We start from the raw sequence: 19,058 nt of genomic DNA on the forward strand, positions 1-19,058 counted from the left end.
CGCGGCGGGTCGGCGTCAGCGACCGGTCGCGGCCTCGCGCGGCGTGCGGTCCCAGGTGTCCTCGAGCAGGCGCGGCTTCGCGAGGTAGAAGCCCGACGCGGACGCGACGGCGACCATGACGAAGAGCATGAGCAGCGGCGCGGTCCATCCGCCGGTCGCCTCGTGCAGCACGCCGAACAGCAGCGGCCCGACGGCGCCGATCGAGTAGCCGATCCCCTGCACGAAGCCGCTGAGCGCGACCACTCCCCCGTGCGTGCGGGTGCGCAGGTTGATGAGCACGAACACCAGCGGGAAGAGCAGCGGCCCGAGGCCGGCGGAGGCCACCCAGAGCAGCGGCGCGGCGGCCGGCGCGACCAGGAGGCCCACGTAGCCGACGACGAAGAAGAGGACGCCGAGCTGGATCAGGATGCCGACGTTCCGCATGCGCGCGGCCAGCAGCGGCATGATGATCGCGGTCGGCAGGCCCATGAAGCCGAACACCGCGAGGAGCACGCCGGACTCCACGGGCGTCTGCCCGGCGGTCTCCTGCAGGAGCGCGGGCAGCCACGCGAACATCGCGTAGGCGTTGAAGGACGACGCGGCCTGGATCCCCACGAGCGCCCACGCCACCGGCGAGCGGAACACGCGGCCGGTGACGGCGGCGGGCGCCTCCTCGACCTGGTCGAGCGCCGCGGCGGCCTCGCGCTCGCGGCGCGTGTCGCGGCGGTGCTGCACGAGCAGGGCGATCCACGGCACGAGCGCCACGACGGCGACCGCGGCCCACGTGCCGATCGCGACCCGCCAGCCGGCGCCGTCCGCCAGCGGCGCGGCGACGAGCGAGGGCACGCCCGTGCTGATCGACATCATCACGGTGGTGAGCGAGGTGAGCGGCCCGATCCGGCCGGGGAAGTACTTCTTCACGAGCGGCGGCAGGAGCACGTTGCCGAGCCCCATGCCGGCGAGCGCGAGCACCGTGCCCACGCCGAACACGACGACGTGGTCGGACGCCGCCCGCACGAGGTGCCCGACGACCATGGCGACGAGGCCCACCACCACGGTGAGCTCGAGGCCGAGTCGGCGGGAGATGGCGGGCGCGAGCAGGCCGAAGAGCGCGAAGCACACGGGCGGGAGCGCGCCGAGCACGCCGATGGAGACGCTGTCGAGCGGGACGTCGCGGCCGATCTCGTCCACGATCGGCGAGAACACGGCCACGGCGGTGCGGAGGTTCAGGGCCACCAGCACGATGCCGACCAGGGCGAGGAGCGCGCCCGCACGGGGAGCTGCGGGGGTCGTCGTCACCACCAGATTCTACGGCGGCCGGAATAGGCTGCGGGCCATGAGCGAGATCTCCCGGCACCTGCCCCTCAGCCAGCGCGCGCCCGAACCCGAGGCGAAGGTCACGGGGGTGTGGAGCGAGGAGATCGCCGACGTCCTCGACCGGACCGCCGACCTCCTCGCGTCGCTCGACGCCGACGGCTGGGAGGCCGCGAGCATGTGCGACGGCTGGACCGTGCGCGACGTGGCCGGCCACATCGTGTGGCGCGTCGGCGCGAGCAACGCCGCCATGGTGCGCACCGCGGTCGGGTCGATGCGCCGACGCCCGCACCTCAACCCCATGCGCGTGATGGACGACCTCAGCGCCGACGAGGCCGCCCGCTCCCCCGAGGAGCTCGTCGCCCGGATCCGCGCCATCGCCGCGGGGAAGCGCGCCGGGAAGGGCCGCAAGCGCCTCCCGGAGCTGCTCGAGGTGGTCGTCCACGCGTACGACATCGCGCACGCGCTGACGGCGGACCTCGAGCTCGACCACCGCTCGACGGGCGCCGTGGCCGTGGCACGCGCCGCCATCGCCCCGGCGCAGGTCCGCGGGGTGCTCCGGGCGCGCACGCTCCGCGCCTCCGACGCCGGCTGGAGCGTCGGCCACGGGCCCGTGATCGAGGCGACCGCCTCGACGCTGATCATGTACCTCTTCGGCCGCACGCCCCGACCCGAGGGCGACGCGGCGCCCGCGCCGGCGGAGCCCGCCGGCGGCGACGCCTAGATCCCGAGCACCCCGCGCGTGCGCACCACGTCGTCCGTCATCTGGGCGATGAGCGGGTCGCGCCCCTCGTAGGCGACCATGCCGCGGATCCGGGCGACGAACACGACCTCGACCTCGTGGTCGTACAGGTCGAGCGTCTCGTCGAGCACGAAGGCCTCGACGACGCGCGGCCGGACGCCCGCGAAGGTCGGGTTGGTGCCGACCGAGATCGCGGAGGGGTACGTGCGGTCGCCGTCGCGCAGCCAGCCGGCGTAGACGCCGTCGGCGGGGATGAGGCCCTCGGCCTCGGGCGACAGGTTCGCGGTCGGGAAGCCGAGCTCGCGGCCGCGCTTCTCGCCGTGCACGACGAGGCCGCGGACGGCGGGCGCGCGGCCGAGGAGCTCGGCGGCGGCCTCGACGTCGCCGCGGTCCATGAGGTCGCGGATCCACGTGGACGAGACCTTGCGGCTCCCGTCGGGCATGACGTCGCCGACGACGACCGTGCGGAAGCCGTGCGCCTCGCCGAGGCGCGTGAGCGTGGCGGCGTCGCCCGCGCCCTGCGCGCCGAAGCGGAAGTCCTCGCCCACCAGCACGACGCGGGCGCGGAGGGCGTCGACCAGCACCCGCCGCACGAACTCCTCCGGGCTCAGCCGCTGGAGGTGCTCGTCGAACGGGAGCATGAGGGTCGCGCCGACGCCGAGCTCGGCGAGCAGCTCGATCTTCTGCCGGTTGCTCACGAGGCTCTGCGGGCGCGCGGCCGGTGCGAGGAGCGCCGCCGGGTGCCGGTCGAACGTGACGACGGCCGACGACAGCGACTCCTCGGCGGCGATGCCCAGCAGGCGGCGGATGACCGCGCGGTGCCCCGCGTGCACGCCGTCGAACTTGCCGATGGTGACGGCGCTCGGCCCGAAGCCCTCCGGCACCTCCGCCGGGTCGTGGACGACGAGCACGGTCAGCGGTCCCCGCGCACGGGGCGCTCGTCCACGGCGCTCACCCGCGAGCGGCCGCCGCGGCGCAGCCACAGGAGGCCGAGCACGGGCAGCACCAGCGGGATGAACACGTAGCCGTAGCCGTAGACCGACCAGACGCTGTCGTGCGGGAAGAGCTGGGAGTCGACGAGGCTCAGCGTGCCGACCACCAGCACGCCGACGAGCTCGAACGCGATGGTGGCGAAGGCGATGCGGTACCAGCGACGCGCGGCCTCGGGCGTGCGGGCCGGCGCGACCAGCGCGATCGTCGCGACGATGTAGACGACGGCCGCGAGCGCCGAGAGCGCGTACGCGACGGGTGCCTCGTCGTACTTGGTGAGGATCTGCGTGACCGACCGGCCCGTCGCGGCGAGGGCCAGCAGCCCGTAGAAGAAGACCAGGACCCGTCCGAGGCCGGTCATGCGCGAGGTGCGGGAGTCAGTCATGGCACCTGCGATTATCCCCTACCCGCGGGAAGCGGCGGTCACGCGGACTGGACGTTCCAGATGACGTCCATCCGGTAGACCATGATCGCGATCGCCAGGCACGAGGCGCCCAGGATCACGGTGCTCCAGCGGGTGCGCTCCACGAGCGCCCAGAAGACCGCGAGCGGCGGGATCAGCAGCCCGCTCAGCAGGTACGCGTAGTACTCCACGAGGTTGCCGGTCGGCGGGTTGCCGACGGCCGGCGCCACGATCGCGACCACGAGCTGCACCACGAGGAGCACCTCCACGAGCGCGGTCGGCACCATGGTGATGTCGCTCGGCTTCCGCCCCACCGCGCCGAGCACGAGGCACAGGACCCCGGCGACCACGGCGACGGCGATCTGCGCGACCGTGAACCAGCCGATCACGAGTCGCCCCGGTCGTCCGCCGGGAAGTTGACGATGGACGTGCCGGTGCGGCCGCGGAAGCCGACCAGGCCCACGAGCCGGCCGTCGGGCGCGACCGCGGCGAGCGGATCCTCCGTGGGCGCCTCGTCCGGCGTCGTCAGCTTCTTGCCGTGGCCGAGGTCGACGGCCTCTTGCGCGGTGAGGTGCAGCACGTCGAACAGGCGCGCGGCGGCGTCGGCCGGCGGGATGAGCCGGTCGGCGACGACCATGTCGTCGATCGCGACGGCGTCGTCCACGTGGAAGGGGCCGACGCGCGTGCGGCGGAGGGCGGTGAGGTGGCCGCCGACGCCGAGCGCGCGGCCGAGGTCGCGCGCGAGGGCGCGCACGTAGGTGCCGGAGGAGCAGGTGATGCGGACGTCGAGGTCGAGCTGCGCGCCGTCCTCCTCGCCCTCCTCGGGCTCCACCGCGTCGAAGCGCAGCACGTCGAAGGCGGCGACGGTGACCTCGCGCGCGGCGAGCTCCACGTCCTCCCCCGCGCGGACGCGGGCGTAGGCGCGCTTGCCGTCGACCTTGATGGCGCTGACGGCGCTCGGCACCTGCCAGATGGTGCCGCGGAGGTCGGCGATGGCGCGCTCCACGTCGGCGACGGCGAGGTCGCGGATCCGGCCCGGCTCGGCGCGCGAGACGACCTCGCCCTCGCGGTCGTCCGTCGTGGTCGCGCGGCCGAGGCGGATGGTGGCGAGGTACTCCTTGTCGAGGCCGACGAGGTAGGTGAGCAGGCGCGTGGAGCTGTTGACGCCGAGGATCATGAGGCCGGTCGCCATCGGGTCGAGCGTGCCCGCGTGGCCGACCTTGCGGGTGCCGGCGAGGCGGCGGGTGCGGGCGACGAGGTCGTGGCTCGTCCACTCCCCGCGCTTGTCGATGAGGAGGAGGCCGCTCGCGGTGGAGGGCGCGGCGCGGGGGGTCGGGGTTTCCATGGCCTGACCATCATGCCGTGCCCGGACCGCCGCCCGGCTCGCCTCGGGTCGCCCGGCCTAGGATCGGGATGGTCGGAGGAGGGCGCGTGCGCATCGGTGTCTTGGGAGCGGGCGCGGTCGGGGGGACCCTCGCGGCGCTGCTGGAGCGCGCCGGGCACGAGGTCGACGTCACGGCCCGCGGTCCGCATCTGCGCGCGATCCAGGACGGCGGGCTCCGCCTGGCCGGCGGCTGGGGCGACCACGTCGCGCGCGTCGCGGCGGCCGAGCGCCTGGGCCGCCCGCCCGAGCTCGCGATCGTCGCGACCAAGATCGCCGACGCCCGCGACGCCATGACGGAGAACGCCGGCTGGCTCCGCGGGATCCCCGTGCTCGTGGTGCAGAACGGCCTCTCGGCGCTGACCATGGGCGCCGAGTCCCTGCCCCGCTCCGAGGTCGTGGGCGGGCTCGCGCTCGTCGCGGCGTCACTCACCGAGCCGGGGCTCGTCACCGTCACCGCGCCGGCGGGCATGCACGTCGGCAGCGCCGACGGCCCGGACGGCCCGGGTGTCGCGCTCGTGCGCACGGTGCTGGATCCCGTCATGCCGGTCACCGTCGCCGCCGACTTCCGCGGCGCGCAGTGGACGAAGCTCGTCGTCAACGGGATCAACGCGGTGCCCGCCATCACCGGCCTCAGCGTGCAGGCGGTCATCGCGGATCCGATCCTGCGGCGCATCGTCACCCGCGCCATGCAGGAGACCGTGCGGACGGGCCTGGCCCGCGGCGTCGTCTTCGGGCCGCTCGGCGGGCTCACCCACCGGCGCCTCCGCCTCTTCGCGTCGCTCCCGCCCGGCCTCGCCGACCGCCTGCCCGCGTCGCTCGCGCGCGGCATGGGCCAGGTGCCGAACCCGGGGTCGACCCTGCAGAGCATCCGCCGCGACCGCCCCACCGAGGTGGACCACCTCAACGGCGCCGTCGCGGCCCTCGCCCCGGGGGCCGGGGAGGACGCGCGGGTCAACGCCGCGCTCGTCCAGCTGGTGCACGGCGTCGAGGCGAGCGGACGGCACATCTCGCCCGCGGAGCTCGTGCGGCTCATCCCGCGCTGACCGTCGAGGTGCGCCCGGTCGTCCGGTCCCGATCCCGTCCGGTCGGCGGCGCTCAGCAGCTGTCGGCGAAGACGCGGCGCGGCAGCTCGGGGTCGGTGACGTCGACGATCATGGTCGCCGCCCGGCGCGGGTTGACCTGGCGGATGTAGCGCGCGTGCGCCTCCTGCGCGGCGGATCCGGCGTCACCGCCCGAGGTCGCGAGCGGCTCGTCGGGCAGCAGCAGGTAGACCACGGCGTTCCAGAGGCCGCGCAGCTCGGGCGCCTGGAGGGCGTCGCCCGCCACGAGGAGCACGGCGTCGGCGGGGGCGTCCACGACGGGATCCGCGTCCGGGCGGAGGGCGAAGCCGCCGCCGGCCTTCCGGAAGGGCCGGACCAGCGCGTCGCGGAGGGCGTCAGCGTCCACGTCCCCGCCGTCGGGCGCCGCGAAGTCGGCCGCCGCGGCGACGTACGCGCCGCGGCCCTCGGTGCGCAGGACGTCGGCGAGGTCGTGCGCGAACGCGACCGGGTCGGCGAGCGGTCCGCCGTCGACCGCGAGGAAGGCGCGTCCTCGGCCGTAGTTGTGCAGGAACTCGTCGGCGAGCGAGGACAGGACCTCGGCGCGGGAGGCGCGGTACAGGGGCATGGATCCGAGCCTAGGCTCCCGTCTCGTACGCTGGCCGGATGCCGCAGACGCCCCTGGCCCCGCTCGTCACCGGCTGGTTCCGGGAGAACGCGCGCGACCTGCCGTGGCGGCGCGAGGGGTTCGGCTCGTGGGGCATCCTCGTCAGCGAGTTCATGCTGCAGCAGACCCCCGTGGTGCGGGTGATCCCGCGGCTCGAGGAGTGGCTCGCCCGCTGGCCCGTGCCCGCCGCCCTCGCCTCCACGCCCGCGAGCGAGGCCGTCCGCGCCTGGGGTCGCCTCGGCTACCCCAGGCGCGCGCTCAACCTGCACGCGTGCGCCGTCGAGATCGTCGAGCGGCACGGCGGCGAGGTGCCCGAGGACGTCGACGCCCTGCTCGACCTCCCGGGCGTCGGCCCGTACACGGCCCGCGCGGTCGCCGCGTTCGCCTTCGGGCACCGGCACCCGGTCGTCGACGTCAACGTGCGCCGCGTGCTCGCCCGAGCGGTCGCCGGCCAGGGCGATCCCGGCCCCGCGCGCACGGCGGCCGACCTCGCGGCGATGGCGGCGCAGCTGCCCGACGACGTGGCCGAGGCGCGCGTCTTCAACGCGGGCGCGATGGAGCTGGGCGCCGTGGTCTGCACGGCCCGCGCGCCGCGCTGCGACGACTGCCCCGTCCGCGACCTGTGCGCGTGGCGCGCGGCCGGCTACCCGGCCTACGACGGGCCGGCGCGCGTCGTGCAGAAGCGCTACGAGGGATCCGACCGGCAGGTCCGCGGGCTCCTGCTGGCGGAGCTGCGGTCGAGCCACTCCCCCGTGTCCGCGGCCGACCTCGCGACGGCCTGGCCGGAGCCGGTGCAGCGGGGGCGCGCGCTCGACGGGCTCCTCGCCGACGGGCTCGCCGTGCGGCAGCCGGACGGCACCTACTCCCTGCCGGGCTGACCCGGGCCGGGACGGCCGGAGGGGACCCGCGTCGCTCGACGCGGGTCCCCTCGTGCGCCCGGCGCGGACGCGTCAGTGCGCGGGTGCGTACCCCGGCGCCGTCGGGTCGCCGAGGTCTTCGTCGTCGTCCTCGTCCTCGTCCTCGTCGTCCTCGTCCGCGATCACGCGCGGCTTGACGTACGGGTCCTCGTCGCCCGCGTACACGCCGGCCTTCGCCTGCGTGTGCACGTCGGCGTCGCGACGGCGCGCCTCCTCGAGGAGGGCGTCGATCGCGGCTGCGTTCTCGGGCACGCCGTCGAGGATGAACTCGAGCGACGGCGTGAGGCGCGCGGTGATGTTCTTGCCCACCTCGCTGCGCAGCATGCCGGTGGCGGACTTGAGGGCGGCGGCCGTGTCGGCGCGCTCCTCGTCGGTGCCGTAGACCGTGTAGAAGATGCTGGCGTGCTGCAGGTCGCCCGTGACGCGCACGTCGGTGACGGTCACGAAGCCGAGGCGCGGGTCCTTGATCCCCCGGTCGAGCTTGCGCGCGACGATCTCCTTGATGCGGTCGGCCATCTTCCGGGCCCTCGCGTGATCGACCATGGTCGACGTCCTTCCGTGACGGATGCGGCCGGGCGAGCCCCGGCGTCGTGCTGGTGTCCCGCACAGGGCGGGACGGGGAGGGCCCCGCTCCCCTGGTGGGGAGCGGGGCCCGGATCGGCCGGGGTCAGACCCGCGGCTTCTCCTTCATCTCGATCGTCTCGATCTCGTCGCCGATCTGGATGTCGTTGAACTTGCCGAGGCCGATGCCCGCCTCGAAGTCCGTGCGGACCTCGGAGACGTCGTCCTTGAACCGTCGCAGCGACTCGATGGCGAGGTTGTCGCCCACCACCACGCCGTCGCGGATGACCCGCGCCTTGGCGTTCCTGGTGATGGTGCCGGAGCGCACGATGACACCCGCGATGTTGCCGAACTTGGAGGAGCGGAACACCTCGCGGATCTCGGCGACGCCGGACTGCACCTCCTCGAACTCGGGCTTGAGCATGCCCGTGAGGCTCGACTCGATCTCCTCGAGCGCCGAGTAGATGACGCTGTAGAAGCGGATGTCGACACCCTCGCGAGCCGCGCGGGCGCGGGCCTTCGGGTCGGGGCGGACGTTGAACCCGATGATGATCGCGTTGTCGATCGTCGCCAGGTTGACGTCGCTCTCGGTGACCGCTCCGACGCCGCGGTGGATGATCCGCAGCTGCACGGAGTCGTCCACCTCGATCTTCATGAGCGACTCCTCCAGCGCCTCGACGGCACCGGACACGTCGCCCTTGATGATGAGGTTGAGCGACTCGACCTTGCCCTCCTCCAGCGCACGCGTGAAGTCCTCGAGGCTGATCCGCTTGCGGGCCTTGGCCAGCTGGGCGTTGCGCTCGACGGCCTCGCGCTTCTCGGCGATCTGACGGGCGGTGCGGTCCTCCTCGGTGACGAGGAAGGTGTCGCCCGCGCCGGGGACCGACGAGAGGCCCTGGACCTGGACGGGACGCGACGGGTAGGCCTCGTGGACCGGGTCGCCGTTCTCGTCCATCATCGCCCGGACGCGGCCGTAGGCCGTGCCCGCCACGATGGCGTCGCCCACGCGGAGCGTGCCCGACTGGATGAGCACGGTCGCGACCGCACCGCGGCCCTTGTCGAGGCGGGCCTCGATGGCCACGCCGCGCGCGTCCTTGTTCGGGTTGCTGCGCAGGTCGAGCCCGGCGTCGGCGGTGAGCAGGACGGCCTCGAGGAGGTCGTTCACGCCCTTGCCGGTGAGCGCCGAGACGTCGACGAACATGACGTCTCCGCCGTACTCCTCGGCGACCAGTCCGTACTCGGTGAGCTGCTGGCGGACCTTGGCGGGGTTGGCCCCCTCCTTGTCGACCTTGTTGACCGCGACCACGATCGGCACGTTCGCCGCCTGGGCGTGGTTCAGGGCCTCCACCGTCTGCGGCATGATGCCGTCGTCGGCCGCGACCACGAGGATCGCGATGTCGGTGACCTGGGCACCGCGGGCGCGCATGGCGGTGAACGCCTCGTGGCCCGGGGTGTCGATGAAGGTGATGGCGCGCTCGTAGCCCTCGTGCGGCGCCCAGACCTGGTACGCGCCGATGTGCTGCGTGATGCCGCCCGCTTCGCCCTCGATGACGTTGGCGTTGCGGATGGCGTCGAGCAAGCGCGTCTTGCCGTGGTCGACGTGGCCCATGACGGTGACGACGGGCGGCCGGATCTCCAGCACGTCGTCGTCCTCGTCCTCGAGCTCCTGGTCGAGGTCGATGTCGAAGCCCTCGAGCAGCTCGCGGTCCTCGTCCTCGGGGGAGACGACCTGGATCTTGTAGCCGAGCTCCGTGCCGAGCACCTCGAAGGTGGCCTCGTCGAGCGACTCGGTCGCCGTGGCCATCTCACCGAGGTGGAACAGCACGGTCACCAGGTTGCCGGGGCTCGCGTCGATCTTGTCGGCGAAGTCCGAGATGGACGCGCCGCGACGCAGGCGGACGACCGTGTTGCCGTCGCCGCGGGGGACGCTGACGCCACCCAGCGACGGGGCCTCGCGCAGCTCGAACTCGGCCCTCTTCGTCCGCTTCGACTTGCGCGACTTGCTCTTGCCGCCGCCGCGCCCGAAGGCACCCGCGGTGCCGCCGCCGGGGCCGCGACCACGGCCGCCGCCGCCGGGACGACCGGCGAAGCCGCCGGCCGGACGCTGGAAGCCGCCGGCTGCGGGGGCGCCGGGGCGACCCGCTCCGCCGGGGGCTCCGCCGGGACGACCCGCACCCGCGGGACGCTGGCCGAAGCCGGCCGGGCGAGCACCCTGGCCGACGCCGCCGGGACGCGGGGCGCCGGGGCGGGGGGAACCGGGACGGGGAGCGGCCGGACGGGGGCCTGCGGCTCCCGCGGCGGGGCGCTGGCCCATGCCCTGGTTGCTCGCAAACGGGTTGTTCCCGGGGCGGGGCTTGGTGCCCATGCCCTGGTTGCTCGCGAAGGGGTTGTTGCCGGGACGCGGGGCCGCGGGACGCGGGATCCCGGGACGCGGGATGCTGCTCGCGGGCGTCGGCGCGCTGCCGGCATCCGGGCGCGGGGCGCTCGGGGCCTCGGCGGCGGGAGCCTCGGGGGCGGCCGACGGGGCCGACCTCTCGGCCTGCGCCTTCTCGTCCGCGGCGGCCTTGCGGTTCGCCTCGGCCTGGGCCTGGCGCTCCGCGACGGTCAGCGGTGCAGCGGGGGCGGGCACGTCGGACGCCTCGGGGGCGTCGGCGACGGGGGCCGTGGGCTGCGGGCCGGGGGTGGGACGGCCGCCGGGCTTCGGGGCCGACGAGCGGGCGCCGGGCCGCGGGGCGGACGACGGCGTCGCGGCGGGTGCCGCGGCCTGTCCGGTGAGGCCGGCTGCCTCGAGCGCCGCCTTGAGCTTGCGGGCCACGGGGGGCTCGATGCTCGACGACGGTCCCTTGACGAACTCGCCCATCTCCTTGAGCTTGGCGAGTGCGGTCTTGCTGTCGACGCCGATCTCGGCGGCGATCTCGTGTACGCGTGGTTTTGCCACTGTTCTCCTGTCTGGGGGTCCTCTCCCAGGCAGGAGGGGACCGCTAGTGCTGGACGGATCTCATTTCGAGCCGCTCATTAGTTGTCCATGTGCCGTTCAGCCTGTTCTCTCGGATGCTCGCGCGCTCGGCTGGGCCGCGAGCCGCTCTCGTAGTCCCCCAAGAGCTGCGGGGTCGAGCGTCGCCTCGCTCCGCAGGGCCCGCCCGAAGGCGCGCCGTGCGATCGCTCGATCGATGCACTCGATGGTCGGATGGATCCACGCGCCCCTGCCGGCCATCACCGCGCGCTCGTCGAGGACGAGGGATCGGGTGGGGGGATCGGCGACGATCCGCTGGAGAGCGGACCTCGGGGCACGCCGACGACAGCCGACGCACGTTCTTACCGGCTCCATACTACCCCCTCCCTCCGGCGGCGGCGAGGACGGGTCCCGACGGGCGGCGCTCAGTCGTCGCCCTCGAGGATGCTGTCGGGCTGGATGTCGATCTTCGCGCCCGTGAGCTTCGCGGCGAGTCGGGCGTTCTGGCCCTCCTTGCCGATGGCGAGCGACAGCTGGTAGTCCGGCACGAGCGCGCGGACGGCCTTGGTGGCCTGGTCGATGACGAACGAGCTCGTGACCCGGGCGGGCGAGAGCGCGTTGCCGACGAAGACGGGGAGCGACTCGGAGTAGTCGACGATGTCGATCTTCTCGTCGTTCAGCTCGGCCGTGACCGCGCGGACGCGCTGCCCCAGCTCGCCGATGCAGGCGCCCTTGGCGTTGATGCCGGGCTCGGTCGCGCGCACGGCGATCTTGGTGCGGTGGCCGGCCTCGCGGGCGAGCGAGACGATCTCCACCAGGCCCTGCGCGATCTCCGGCACCTCGAGCGCGAACAGCTTGCGGACGAGCGACGGGTGCGTGCGCGAGACCGTGATCTGCGGGCCCTTCGCGCCGCGCGAGACGCTCGTGACGTAGACGCGCAGGCGCGAGCCGTGCACGTACTTCTCGCCCGGCACCTGCTCCTCGGGCGGGAGGATCGCCTCGATGGTGCCGAGGTCGACGTGGATCATGCGGGGGTTCGGGCCCTGCTGCACGATGCCCGCGACGATGTCGCCCTCGCGGCCCTTGAACTCGCCGAGGATGCGGTCGTCGCCGATGTCGCGGAGACGCTGGTTGATGACCTGCTTGGCGGCGAAGGCGGCGATGCGGCCGAAGTCGCTCGGGCTGTCCTCCGACTCGCCGATGACGAGGCCGTCCTCGTCGAGCTCGGGGACGTGCACGGAGACGTGGCCGGACTTCCGGTCGAGGTGCACGCGGGCGGGGGGCACGCCGTCGGCGACCGGCTTGGCGTCGGCCTGGTCGGTGTGCTTGAGGTAGGCGGTGAGGATGGCCTGCTCGATGATCGAGACGAGCTCCTCGAACGGGATCTCGCGCTCGCGCTCCATCATGCGCAAGACGCTCAGGTCGATGTCCATGGGCCACTCCTCTATTCGGTTGGAAGGATACGAGGCTACCCGACCGGGAGGGGTCGGGCAGCCCCGAGGGGTGCTGCGGGCGGGGTCAGCGGTCGGCGGTGAGCGCGCCCACGACGTCCGCGAGCGCCACCGGGGTGCGCTCGTCCGTGCGGCGATCCCAGAGCTCGGCCATTCCGTCGGCGGCGCCGCGGCCGACGATGACGATGGTCGGCACGCCGATGAGCTCGGCGTCGCCGAACTTGACGCCGGGCGACACCTTGGGGCGGTCGTCGAAGAGCACGTCGAGACCCGCGGCGTCGAGCGCGTCGACGAGCTCCTCGCTGGCCGTCCTGACGCCCTCGTCCTTGCCCGTCATCACCACGTGCACGTCGAACGGGCTGATGGACGCGGGCCACAGGAGTCCGCGGCCGTCCTGCGTGGCCTCGGCGACGAGCGCCAGGTTCCGCGTGATGCCGATGCCGTACGAGCCCATGGTGACCGTGACGAGCTTGCCGTTCTCGTCGAGCACCTTGAGGCCGAGCGCCTCCGCGTACTTGCGGCCGAGCTCGAAGACGTGGCCGATCTCGGTGCCGCGGCCCGCGCTGATGGGGCCGGATCCGTCGGGCGCGGGGTCGCCGTCGCGCACGTCGGCGGCCTCGACGGCGCCGTCGTAGGTGAAGTCGCGGCCCGCGACGAGCGAGAGCACGTGCTTCCCGGCGACGTTGGCGCCGGTGATCCACGCGGTGCCGTCGACCACGCGGGGGTCGACCACGTAGCGCACCCCCGTGCTCGACGTGGATCCGAGCACGGGGCCCTCGGCCGACCACGGGCCGATGTAGCCGGTGACGAGGCCGGGGTGCTTCGCGAGGTCCGCGGCGGTGGCGGGCTCGACCTCGGCGGGGAAGAAGGCCACCTCGGCGCGCTTGAGGTCGATGTCGCGGTCGCCGGGGATCCCGACGACGACGAGCTCGCGCGTGCCGTCGAGGTGGGTGAGCGCGAGGACGATGTTCTTCAGCGTGTCCGCCGCCGTCCAGGCGCGGCCGTCCTCGCGGGGCTCCCGCGCGTTCGCGAGGTCGACGAGGGTGGCGATGGTGGGGGTGTCCGGCGAGTCGAAGACGCGTGCCGCGGGCTGGCCCTCGATGGGGATCGACTCCGGCACGAGCGTCGTGAACGCCTCGACGTTGGCCGCGTACCCGCCGGCCGACCGCACGAAGGTGTCCTCGCCGATGGGCGTGGGGTGCAGGAACTCCTCGCTCTTGGAGCCGCCCATCGCGCCCGCGTCGGCGGCGACGATGACGTACTCGAGGCCGAGGCGCTGGAAGATCCGCTCGTAGGCGTCGCGCTGGGCCTGGTAGCTGACGGACAGGGCCTCGTCGGTGACGTCGAAGGAGTAGGCGTCCTTCATCGTGAACTCGCGGCCGCGCAGGATGCCGGCGCGGGGGCGGGCCTCGTCGCGGTACTTGTCCTGGATCTGGTAGATCGACAGGGGCAGGTCCTTGTAGCTCGAGTAGAGGTCCTTCACCAGCAGCGCGAAGAACTCCTCGTGCGTGGGCGCCAGCACCATGGGCGCGCGCTTGCGGTCCTCGAGGCGGAACATCCCGGGGCCGTACTCGTCGTAGCGGCCGGTGGCCTGGTACGGCTCGGCGGGGAGCAGCGCGGGGAAGTGCACCTCCTGGGCGCCGATGCGCTCCATCTCCTCGCGGACGATGGCCTCGACCTTGTTCTTGACCCGGAGGCCGAGCGGCAGCCAGGCGAAGATGCCGGGGGCCTGGCGGCGGATGTAGCCGGCGCGCACGAGGAGGCGGTGGCTGGCCACCTCGGCGTCGACGGGGTCTTCCCGGAGGGTGCGGACGAAGAGCTTGGAGAGGCGTGTGGACACCCGACACAGCCTAGCGATCCGGGCGCGGCGGTCCGGCCCGCGCGGGGGCGGTCAGCGCGCGGCGGATGCGCCCGCGGCGTAGGAGAGACGCAGGCGCTCGAAGCCCTCGTCGAGCGTCACCGCGGGGGTCCAGGCGAGGGCGCGGCGGGTCTCGCGCTGGTCGAACCAGTGCGCGGTGGAGAGCTGCTCGGCGAGGAAGCGGGTCATGGGCGGCTCGTCGGATCCGGGGCGCACGGCCCAGACGCGCTCCACCGCTCCCCCGGCGGCGCGGGCGAGGGCGGCGGGGACGCGGAGGCGGGGCGCGGGGACGCCGGCGGCCCGGCACATCCCGGCGAGCAGCTCGGCGACCGGCCGCGGCTCGCCGTTGGTGACGACGTAGGCGCGGCCGTGCGCGGTGTCGGCGGCGTCGAGCGCGGCGACGATCGCGTCGGCGGCGTTGTCGCGGTACACCGTGTCGATGAGGGCGGCGCCGTGGCCGAGGAGCGGGAGGCGGCCGCGGGCGGCGCGGTCGACGATGCGGGCGACGAGCTGCGTGTCGCCCGGGCCCCAGACGAGGTGCGGGCGGACGGCGAGCACGCGCATCGCCGGGCCGTCCGCGGCCAGGGCGACGAGCTCGCCCTCGGCCTTGGTGCGGGCGTAGTCCCCGCGCGCGCGGACGGGATCCGCGGGTCCGGCGCCGTCGCCCGTGATCGAGAGGCCGGTGTGCGCGACCGAGGGCGAGGAGACGTGGACGAACCGCGTCGCGCCGGCCGCGCGTGCGGCGTCGAGGAGCGAGCGCGTCCCCTCCACGTTCACGGCGCGGAAGTCGGCCGGGTCGCCCGCGAGCGAGACCTTGGCGGCGAGGTGCACGACGGCGTCGACGCCGGCGACCGCGCGGGCGACGGCCGCCGGATCCGCGATGCTGCCGCGGAGGTCGACGACGACGCCGGGGACGGGCTCGGCGCCGCTCGACGCGAGGCCGGACGGCTGGCGCTGGAAGGTGCGGACGGCGTGGCCCGCGGCGGACAGGCGCTCGGCGACCGCGCGCCCGAGCATGCCGCTCGCGCCCGTGACGAGGACGATCACGGCGCGGTCATCCGGCCGCCCGAGAGGATCCCGGCGGCCCAGCGGCCGAGGCGCGCGCGGTCGACCTTGGAGTTGTGGCGGACGTCGGTCGGCAGGACGGGGACGACGATCACCGCGGCGACCGGGACGCCGACCGCGGCGCGCACGGCGGCTGCGAGGTCCGGGGCCGCGAGCCCGACGCGACGGGCGGCGGGCGTCGTCTCGACCACGAGGACGAGCTGCTGCACGCCCGCGGGCCCGACGCCCACGGCCGCGGCGCGGGACACGCCCGGGGCGGACTCGGCGCGCTGCTCGGGGCCGACGGGCGTGAGCACGCCGTCGGCCGTGGTGATCACGTGCGGCATCCGGCCCTCGACCCAGAGGGCACCGGTCGCGTCGAGGTGGCCGACGTCGCCCGTGCGGTGGCGGCGGATCCCGTCGGCGGAGTCGCGGCGCGCGGCCCGGTCGGTGACGTGCAGGCGGTCGTAGCGCTCGTGGACGTGCGGCGCCGCGGCGACGATCTCGCCCGTGACGCCCGGCTCGGACGTGAGCGCGCCGGTCGCGGCGCCGTCGGCGTCGAGCGGGCTGATGCGGATGTCCACGGGGTCGACGGGGGCGCCGACGCAGACGCCGGCGTCGCCGCGGCGGGCGGCGTCGCGGATCCCCCCGAGCGTCACGTCGGTGAGCAGCAGGCCCTCGGTCATGCCGTACGGCGTGTGCACCTCGGCGGCGGGCACGAGCGCGGCGGCGCGCGTGAGCAGCGCCTCGGACAGGGGCGCGCCGGCGGAGAGCAGGGAGCGGACGCGGCCGAGCGCGGCGCGGTCGTCGGCCGTCAGCACGTCCGCGGTGGCGACGACGTTGGCGAGGGCGGCGGGCGACGCGAAGACGACCGTGGCGTCCGCGGCACGCGCCGCGGCGGCCAGCGCGGAGGCGGTGAGGTCGCGCGGCCGGGTCACGTCCATGTCGGGCGTGACGCTCGTGGCGCCGAGCGCGGGCCCGAGCAGCGCGAACGGCGCGAAGCCGGCGACGAGGCCCGTGCCGACGCCCACGTCGAAGCGGGAGCCGAGGGTGTCGCGGAGGGCGGCCAGCTGCCGGTGCGTGTAGACGACGCCCTTGGCGGGGCCGGTGGATCCCGAGGTGAAGAGGATCGCGGCGTCATCGTCGGCCGCGGGCTCGGGCGGCAGCACCTGCGCGCGGCCGTCGCGCGCGACCTCCGGGAGGCTCGCGGCGACGCCGAGCGCGCGGGCGACGGGCGGCGCGAGGGTGGTGACGGAGATCCGCTCCCCCGGCCAGCCGAGGGTGCGCGCGAGCGCGAGGCCGGCGGGGATGGCGACGACCATGTCGGGCCGGGATCCGGCGACCGCGCGCCCGAGGCCCTTCGCGCCGAGCCCCGCGTCGGCGACCACGACGATCGCGCCGATGCGCAGGCACGCGTAGAGGAGGGCCGTGAGGTCGGCGCCGGGCGGCACGAGGAGCGAGACGCGGTCGCCTGCCCGCAGGCCGCGGGCGTGGAGGCCGGCGGCGACCTCGCGGACGCGGCGGGAGAGCAGGCGCCAGGAGACGGTGCGCGGACCGCCGCCGCCGCGCGGGGCCATCTCGACGAGCACGGCGGCGTCGCTGTCGCGGAGCTCCTCGAGCAGGGCGCCGAGCGGGCGGACGGGCGCGGCGGCGGCAGCGACCGCGGGCGCGGGCGCGCGCACGGCGGCGCGGGCGGATCCGGGCACCATGCGGTCCGCGAGCCAGTCGAGCGCGGCGGATGCGTAGTCGTGGTCCTCGGCGACGAGGTGGCCGGCGCCCTCGACGCGGTGCACGTCGGCGTGCGGCAGGCGCTCGAGGAGGTCGGAGAGGTAGACGTCGGAGAAGATCGGGTCGCGCGGGCCCCAGACGAACAGGGCCGGCAGGTCGAGCTCGCGGAGGCCATCCGCGATGGAGGTGAGCGTCGCGTGGCTGGGGTGCGCGGGGCCGACCGGGATGTCGGCGACGAAGCCGCGGATCCCGGCGCGGCGGTCGGCGCCCCGGTACGGCGCGGCGAACGCGCGGCGGACGGCCGGGTCGAGCGGCGGGTGCGCGAGGGCGAGCGTCGTGGCGAGGAACCCGGGCGTGCCGCGCGTGGCGGCGTCGTGGATCCCCGTGGCGAGCGCGAGCCGCAGCGGCCACGGGATGGGCACGCCCTCCTCCTGGTGCACGGCCGTGTTGAGCGCCATGACCCCGGCGAGCACGTCGCGGTTGCGGAGCGCCCAGCCGAGGCTGACGACGCCGCCCCAGTCGTGGCCGAGCGTGAGGACGGGACCGGTGGCGCCGGATCCGGAGAGCCCGAGCTCGTCCGTGAGGGCCTGCAGGTCGTCGAGCCGCGTCGGCAGCGTGCGCGCCTCGCCCGTGCGCTCCGAGAAGCCCATGTCGAGCTGGTCGACGGCGACCACGCGCCAGGCCGGTGCAGACGGATCCCGCTCGGCGCGCGCGAGCGACTCCGCCGCGATGCGCCGCCAGAGGTAGGACCACGTCGGGTTGCCGTGCACGCAGAGGATCGTGCCGGCGACGGGCGCGCCCGTGGCAGCCAGCCGTTCCCCCGTGTCGAGCAGGTGCCAGCCGTGGCCCCCGGCCCGCACGATGCGCGACCAGGCGGGGTCGAGGCCGGGCAGCGGGCACCCGTCGGGGCCGGGCACGGGGACGGTCGCCGCGCTGGTGCGGCCCTCGCGCGTCACGGCGCCGCTACCAGAGGATCTCGGTCATGGCCGTGTTGAGGCCGGAGCCCACGCCCATGCAGAGCACGCGGTCGCCGCGGCTGAGGCTGTCGGCCTGGTCGGCGAGCGTGATCGGGATGCTCGCGGGGCCGACGTTGCCGTAGCGCGGGTAGGTCAGCGGCACGCGCGACTTGTCGAGCTTCGCGGCCTTGACGATGGCGTTGGTGTGCACGTCGGAGACCTGGTGGAGGATGTAGCGGTCCATGTCCGACCACTCCCAGTCGTCCTGGGCGGCCTCCTTCCACGCGGCGACGACGAGCTCCATGCCACCGCGGAGGAGCTCCTTCGTGTCGGTGAACATGCCGTCGACGTCGCCGATGCAGAGCTCGTGGTGCTGCGTGGCCGCGCGCGTGACGCCGCCGAGGATCCGGTGCCCCTCGGGGTGGTCGCTCGTGCGCCCGAGGACGGCCGCCGCGGCGCCCGCGCCCAGCGTGAGGCTCGGGAACTCGCTGAGGAAGTCGGCGCGCGTGGTCTCGGGGCGGAGCAGGCGCGCGACCGTGTTGTGGCGGATCTCGCCGGCGTCCTCGCCGTCGACGATCATCGCGTAGTCGATCTGGCCCGAGTCGATGAGGTGGCCCGCGAGCGTCATGGCGTTGACGAAGCCGAGGCACGCGTTGGCGATGTCGAAGTTGAGCGCGGACGACGGCAGGCCGAGCCCGTTGTGGATGCTGACCGCGACGCTCGGCTCCAGGTGCGCCCGCGTGACCGACGTGTTGATGAGCAGGCCGATCTGCGACGCGTCGACGCCCGCCTCGGCCAGCGCCTTCTTCCCCGCCTGCGTCGCGGCGGCGTCGAACGACATCCCGGCGTCCCAGTTGCGGCGCTCGAGCACGCCCGCGACGCGCTGCAGCAGGCCCGTGGGGAGGCGCAGGCGCGCGAGGACGGGCTTCAGCCGGTCGTCGATCTCCGCCGAGGTCACGGTGTGCGGGGCGAGGACGCTGGCGAGACCCAGCAGCGAGGTGTTCCGATGCCGGAAAGTGGCGTTACCGTTCAACAGCATCCTCAGTTCGTGGGGCGATCCGCCGGGCGGACGAC

General features: G+C 74.7%; 17 protein-coding genes. 3 read left to right on the forward strand and 14 right to left on the reverse strand.

Annotation, left to right across the window (positions count from 1 at the left end):
- Nucleotides 1-15 precede the first annotated feature (15 nt).
- Nucleotides 16-1,278 carry an MFS transporter gene (locus H9X71_RS10840; protein ID WP_244961581.1) on the reverse strand — a complete coding sequence of 421 codons (1,263 nt, stop codon included), beginning with the start codon at nt 1,276-1,278 and terminating at the stop codon, nt 16-18.
- Between the two features lie 37 nt (nt 1,279-1,315).
- On the opposite strand from H9X71_RS10840, the gene H9X71_RS10845 reads away from it, so the two are divergent.
- Nucleotides 1,316-2,017, forward strand: a complete 702-nt coding sequence (locus H9X71_RS10845; RefSeq protein WP_191147106.1) for a maleylpyruvate isomerase family mycothiol-dependent enzyme — start codon at nt 1,316-1,318, stop codon at nt 2,015-2,017.
- On the opposite strand, the gene H9X71_RS10850 is transcribed toward H9X71_RS10845, so the two are convergent.
- The 4 genes from H9X71_RS10850 to truB are packed head-to-tail and all read right to left on the reverse strand — an operon-like array spanning nt 2,014 to nt 4,773.
- Nucleotides 2,014-2,946, reverse strand: a complete 933-nt coding sequence (locus tag H9X71_RS10850) for a bifunctional riboflavin kinase/FAD synthetase (RefSeq protein WP_191147107.1) — start codon at nt 2,944-2,946, stop codon at nt 2,014-2,016. The two genes, H9X71_RS10845 and H9X71_RS10850, sit on opposite strands and share 4 nt — an antisense overlap.
- Before the next feature lie 2 nt (nt 2,947-2,948).
- Nucleotides 2,949-3,410, reverse strand: a complete 462-nt coding sequence (locus H9X71_RS10855) for a hypothetical protein (RefSeq protein ID WP_191147108.1) — start codon at nt 3,408-3,410, stop codon at nt 2,949-2,951.
- 38 nt (nt 3,411-3,448) lie between these two features.
- Nucleotides 3,449-3,817, reverse strand: coding sequence for a hypothetical protein (locus tag H9X71_RS10860; protein WP_191147109.1), 369 nt, complete (start codon nt 3,815-3,817; stop codon nt 3,449-3,451).
- Nucleotides 3,814-4,773 carry a tRNA pseudouridine(55) synthase TruB gene (truB, locus tag H9X71_RS10865; RefSeq protein ID WP_191147110.1) on the reverse strand — a complete coding sequence of 320 codons (960 nt, stop codon included), beginning with the start codon at nt 4,771-4,773 and terminating at the stop codon, nt 3,814-3,816. The genes H9X71_RS10860 and truB overlap by 4 nt, the downstream gene beginning before the upstream one ends.
- Nucleotides 4,774-4,859: 86 nt before the next feature.
- Between truB and H9X71_RS10870 the strand changes: the two genes are divergently transcribed.
- The gene (locus tag H9X71_RS10870; RefSeq protein WP_191147111.1) at nt 4,860-5,855 is read left to right on the forward strand and encodes a ketopantoate reductase family protein; all 996 of its coding nucleotides are present in this window, start codon (nt 4,860-4,862) and stop codon (nt 5,853-5,855) included.
- Nucleotides 5,856-5,907: 52 nt separating this feature from the next.
- Here H9X71_RS10870 and H9X71_RS10875 read toward each other — a convergent pair whose 3' ends face one another.
- Nucleotides 5,908-6,477 (reverse strand): nucleoside/nucleotide kinase family protein, encoded by a 570-nt coding sequence (locus H9X71_RS10875; protein WP_191147112.1) that lies wholly within the window; start codon nt 6,475-6,477, stop codon nt 5,908-5,910.
- Between the two features lie 38 nt (nt 6,478-6,515).
- On the opposite strand from H9X71_RS10875, the gene H9X71_RS10880 reads away from it, so the two are divergent.
- Complete coding sequence (locus H9X71_RS10880) at nt 6,516-7,394, forward strand: A/G-specific adenine glycosylase (RefSeq protein WP_191147113.1); 879 nt, start codon at nt 6,516-6,518, stop codon at nt 7,392-7,394.
- A 72-nt stretch (nt 7,395-7,466) separates the two neighbouring features.
- On the opposite strand, the gene rbfA is transcribed toward H9X71_RS10880, so the two are convergent.
- The 8 genes from rbfA to H9X71_RS10920 all read right to left on the reverse strand — a co-directional run bounded on the left by rbfA (nt 7,467) and on the right by H9X71_RS10920 (nt 19,023).
- On the reverse strand, nt 7,467-7,976 hold the full coding sequence (gene rbfA, locus H9X71_RS10885; protein ID WP_191147114.1) for a 30S ribosome-binding factor RbfA: 510 nt from the start codon (nt 7,974-7,976) through the stop codon (nt 7,467-7,469).
- Nucleotides 7,977-8,100: 124 nt separating this feature from the next.
- Complete coding sequence (gene infB, locus H9X71_RS10890; protein ID WP_191147115.1) at nt 8,101-10,932, reverse strand: translation initiation factor IF-2; 2,832 nt, start codon at nt 10,930-10,932, stop codon at nt 8,101-8,103.
- A gap of 96 nt (nt 10,933-11,028) precedes the next feature.
- Nucleotides 11,029-11,322 (reverse strand): YlxR family protein, encoded by a 294-nt coding sequence (locus H9X71_RS10895; protein WP_191147116.1) that lies wholly within the window; start codon nt 11,320-11,322, stop codon nt 11,029-11,031.
- Nucleotides 11,323-11,372: 50 nt separating this feature from the next.
- Nucleotides 11,373-12,380: a transcription termination factor NusA gene (gene nusA / locus H9X71_RS10900; protein ID WP_191147117.1), complete on the reverse strand. Its 1,008-nt coding sequence runs from the start codon at nt 12,378-12,380 to the stop codon at nt 11,373-11,375.
- A gap of 85 nt (nt 12,381-12,465) precedes the next feature.
- Entirely contained in the window at nt 12,466-14,238 is a 1,773-nt protein-coding gene (locus H9X71_RS10905; protein WP_191147118.1) for a proline--tRNA ligase, read from the reverse strand.
- A 51-nt stretch (nt 14,239-14,289) separates the two neighbouring features.
- Complete coding sequence (locus tag H9X71_RS10910; RefSeq protein WP_191147119.1) at nt 14,290-15,303, reverse strand: NAD-dependent epimerase/dehydratase family protein; 1,014 nt, start codon at nt 15,301-15,303, stop codon at nt 14,290-14,292.
- Nucleotides 15,300-17,984 (reverse strand): alpha/beta fold hydrolase, encoded by a 2,685-nt coding sequence (locus tag H9X71_RS10915; RefSeq protein ID WP_244961583.1) that lies wholly within the window; start codon nt 17,982-17,984, stop codon nt 15,300-15,302. Before H9X71_RS10915 ends, H9X71_RS10910 begins: the two co-directional genes overlap by 4 nt.
- A 7-nt stretch (nt 17,985-17,991) precedes the next feature.
- Nucleotides 17,992-19,023, reverse strand: coding sequence for a 3-oxoacyl-ACP synthase III (locus H9X71_RS10920; protein WP_191147120.1), 1,032 nt, complete (start codon nt 19,021-19,023; stop codon nt 17,992-17,994).
- Nucleotides 19,024-19,058 lie beyond the last annotated feature (35 nt).

It is taken from the genome of Clavibacter zhangzhiyongii, from assembly GCF_014775655.1.
Classification (GTDB): Bacteria; Actinomycetota; Actinomycetes; order Actinomycetales; family Microbacteriaceae; genus Clavibacter; species Clavibacter zhangzhiyongii.

Excerpts from the sequence above, each read along its gene's own strand:
- H9X71_RS10920 (WP_191147120.1), bottom strand. The coding sequence starts at position 19,023 with ATGCTGTTGAACGGTAACGCCACTTTCCGGCATCGGAACACCTCGCTG.
- H9X71_RS10875 (WP_191147112.1), bottom strand. The coding sequence starts at position 6,477 with ATGCCCCTGTACCGCGCCTCCCGCGCCGAGGTCCTGTCCTCGCTCGCC.
- truB (WP_191147110.1), bottom strand. The coding sequence starts at position 4,773 with ATGGAAACCCCGACCCCCCGCGCCGCGCCCTCCACCGCGAGCGGCCTC.
- H9X71_RS10855 (WP_191147108.1), bottom strand. The coding sequence starts at position 3,410 with ATGACTGACTCCCGCACCTCGCGCATGACCGGCCTCGGACGGGTCCTG.
- H9X71_RS10845 (WP_191147106.1), top strand. The coding sequence starts at position 1,316 with ATGAGCGAGATCTCCCGGCACCTGCCCCTCAGCCAGCGCGCGCCCGAA.
- H9X71_RS10895 (WP_191147116.1), bottom strand. The coding sequence starts at position 11,322 with ATGGAGCCGGTAAGAACGTGCGTCGGCTGTCGTCGGCGTGCCCCGAGG.
- H9X71_RS10880 (WP_191147113.1), top strand. The coding sequence starts at position 6,516 with ATGCCGCAGACGCCCCTGGCCCCGCTCGTCACCGGCTGGTTCCGGGAG.
- nusA (WP_191147117.1), bottom strand. The coding sequence starts at position 12,380 with ATGGACATCGACCTGAGCGTCTTGCGCATGATGGAGCGCGAGCGCGAG.
- rbfA (WP_191147114.1), bottom strand. The coding sequence starts at position 7,976 with ATGGTCGATCACGCGAGGGCCCGGAAGATGGCCGACCGCATCAAGGAG.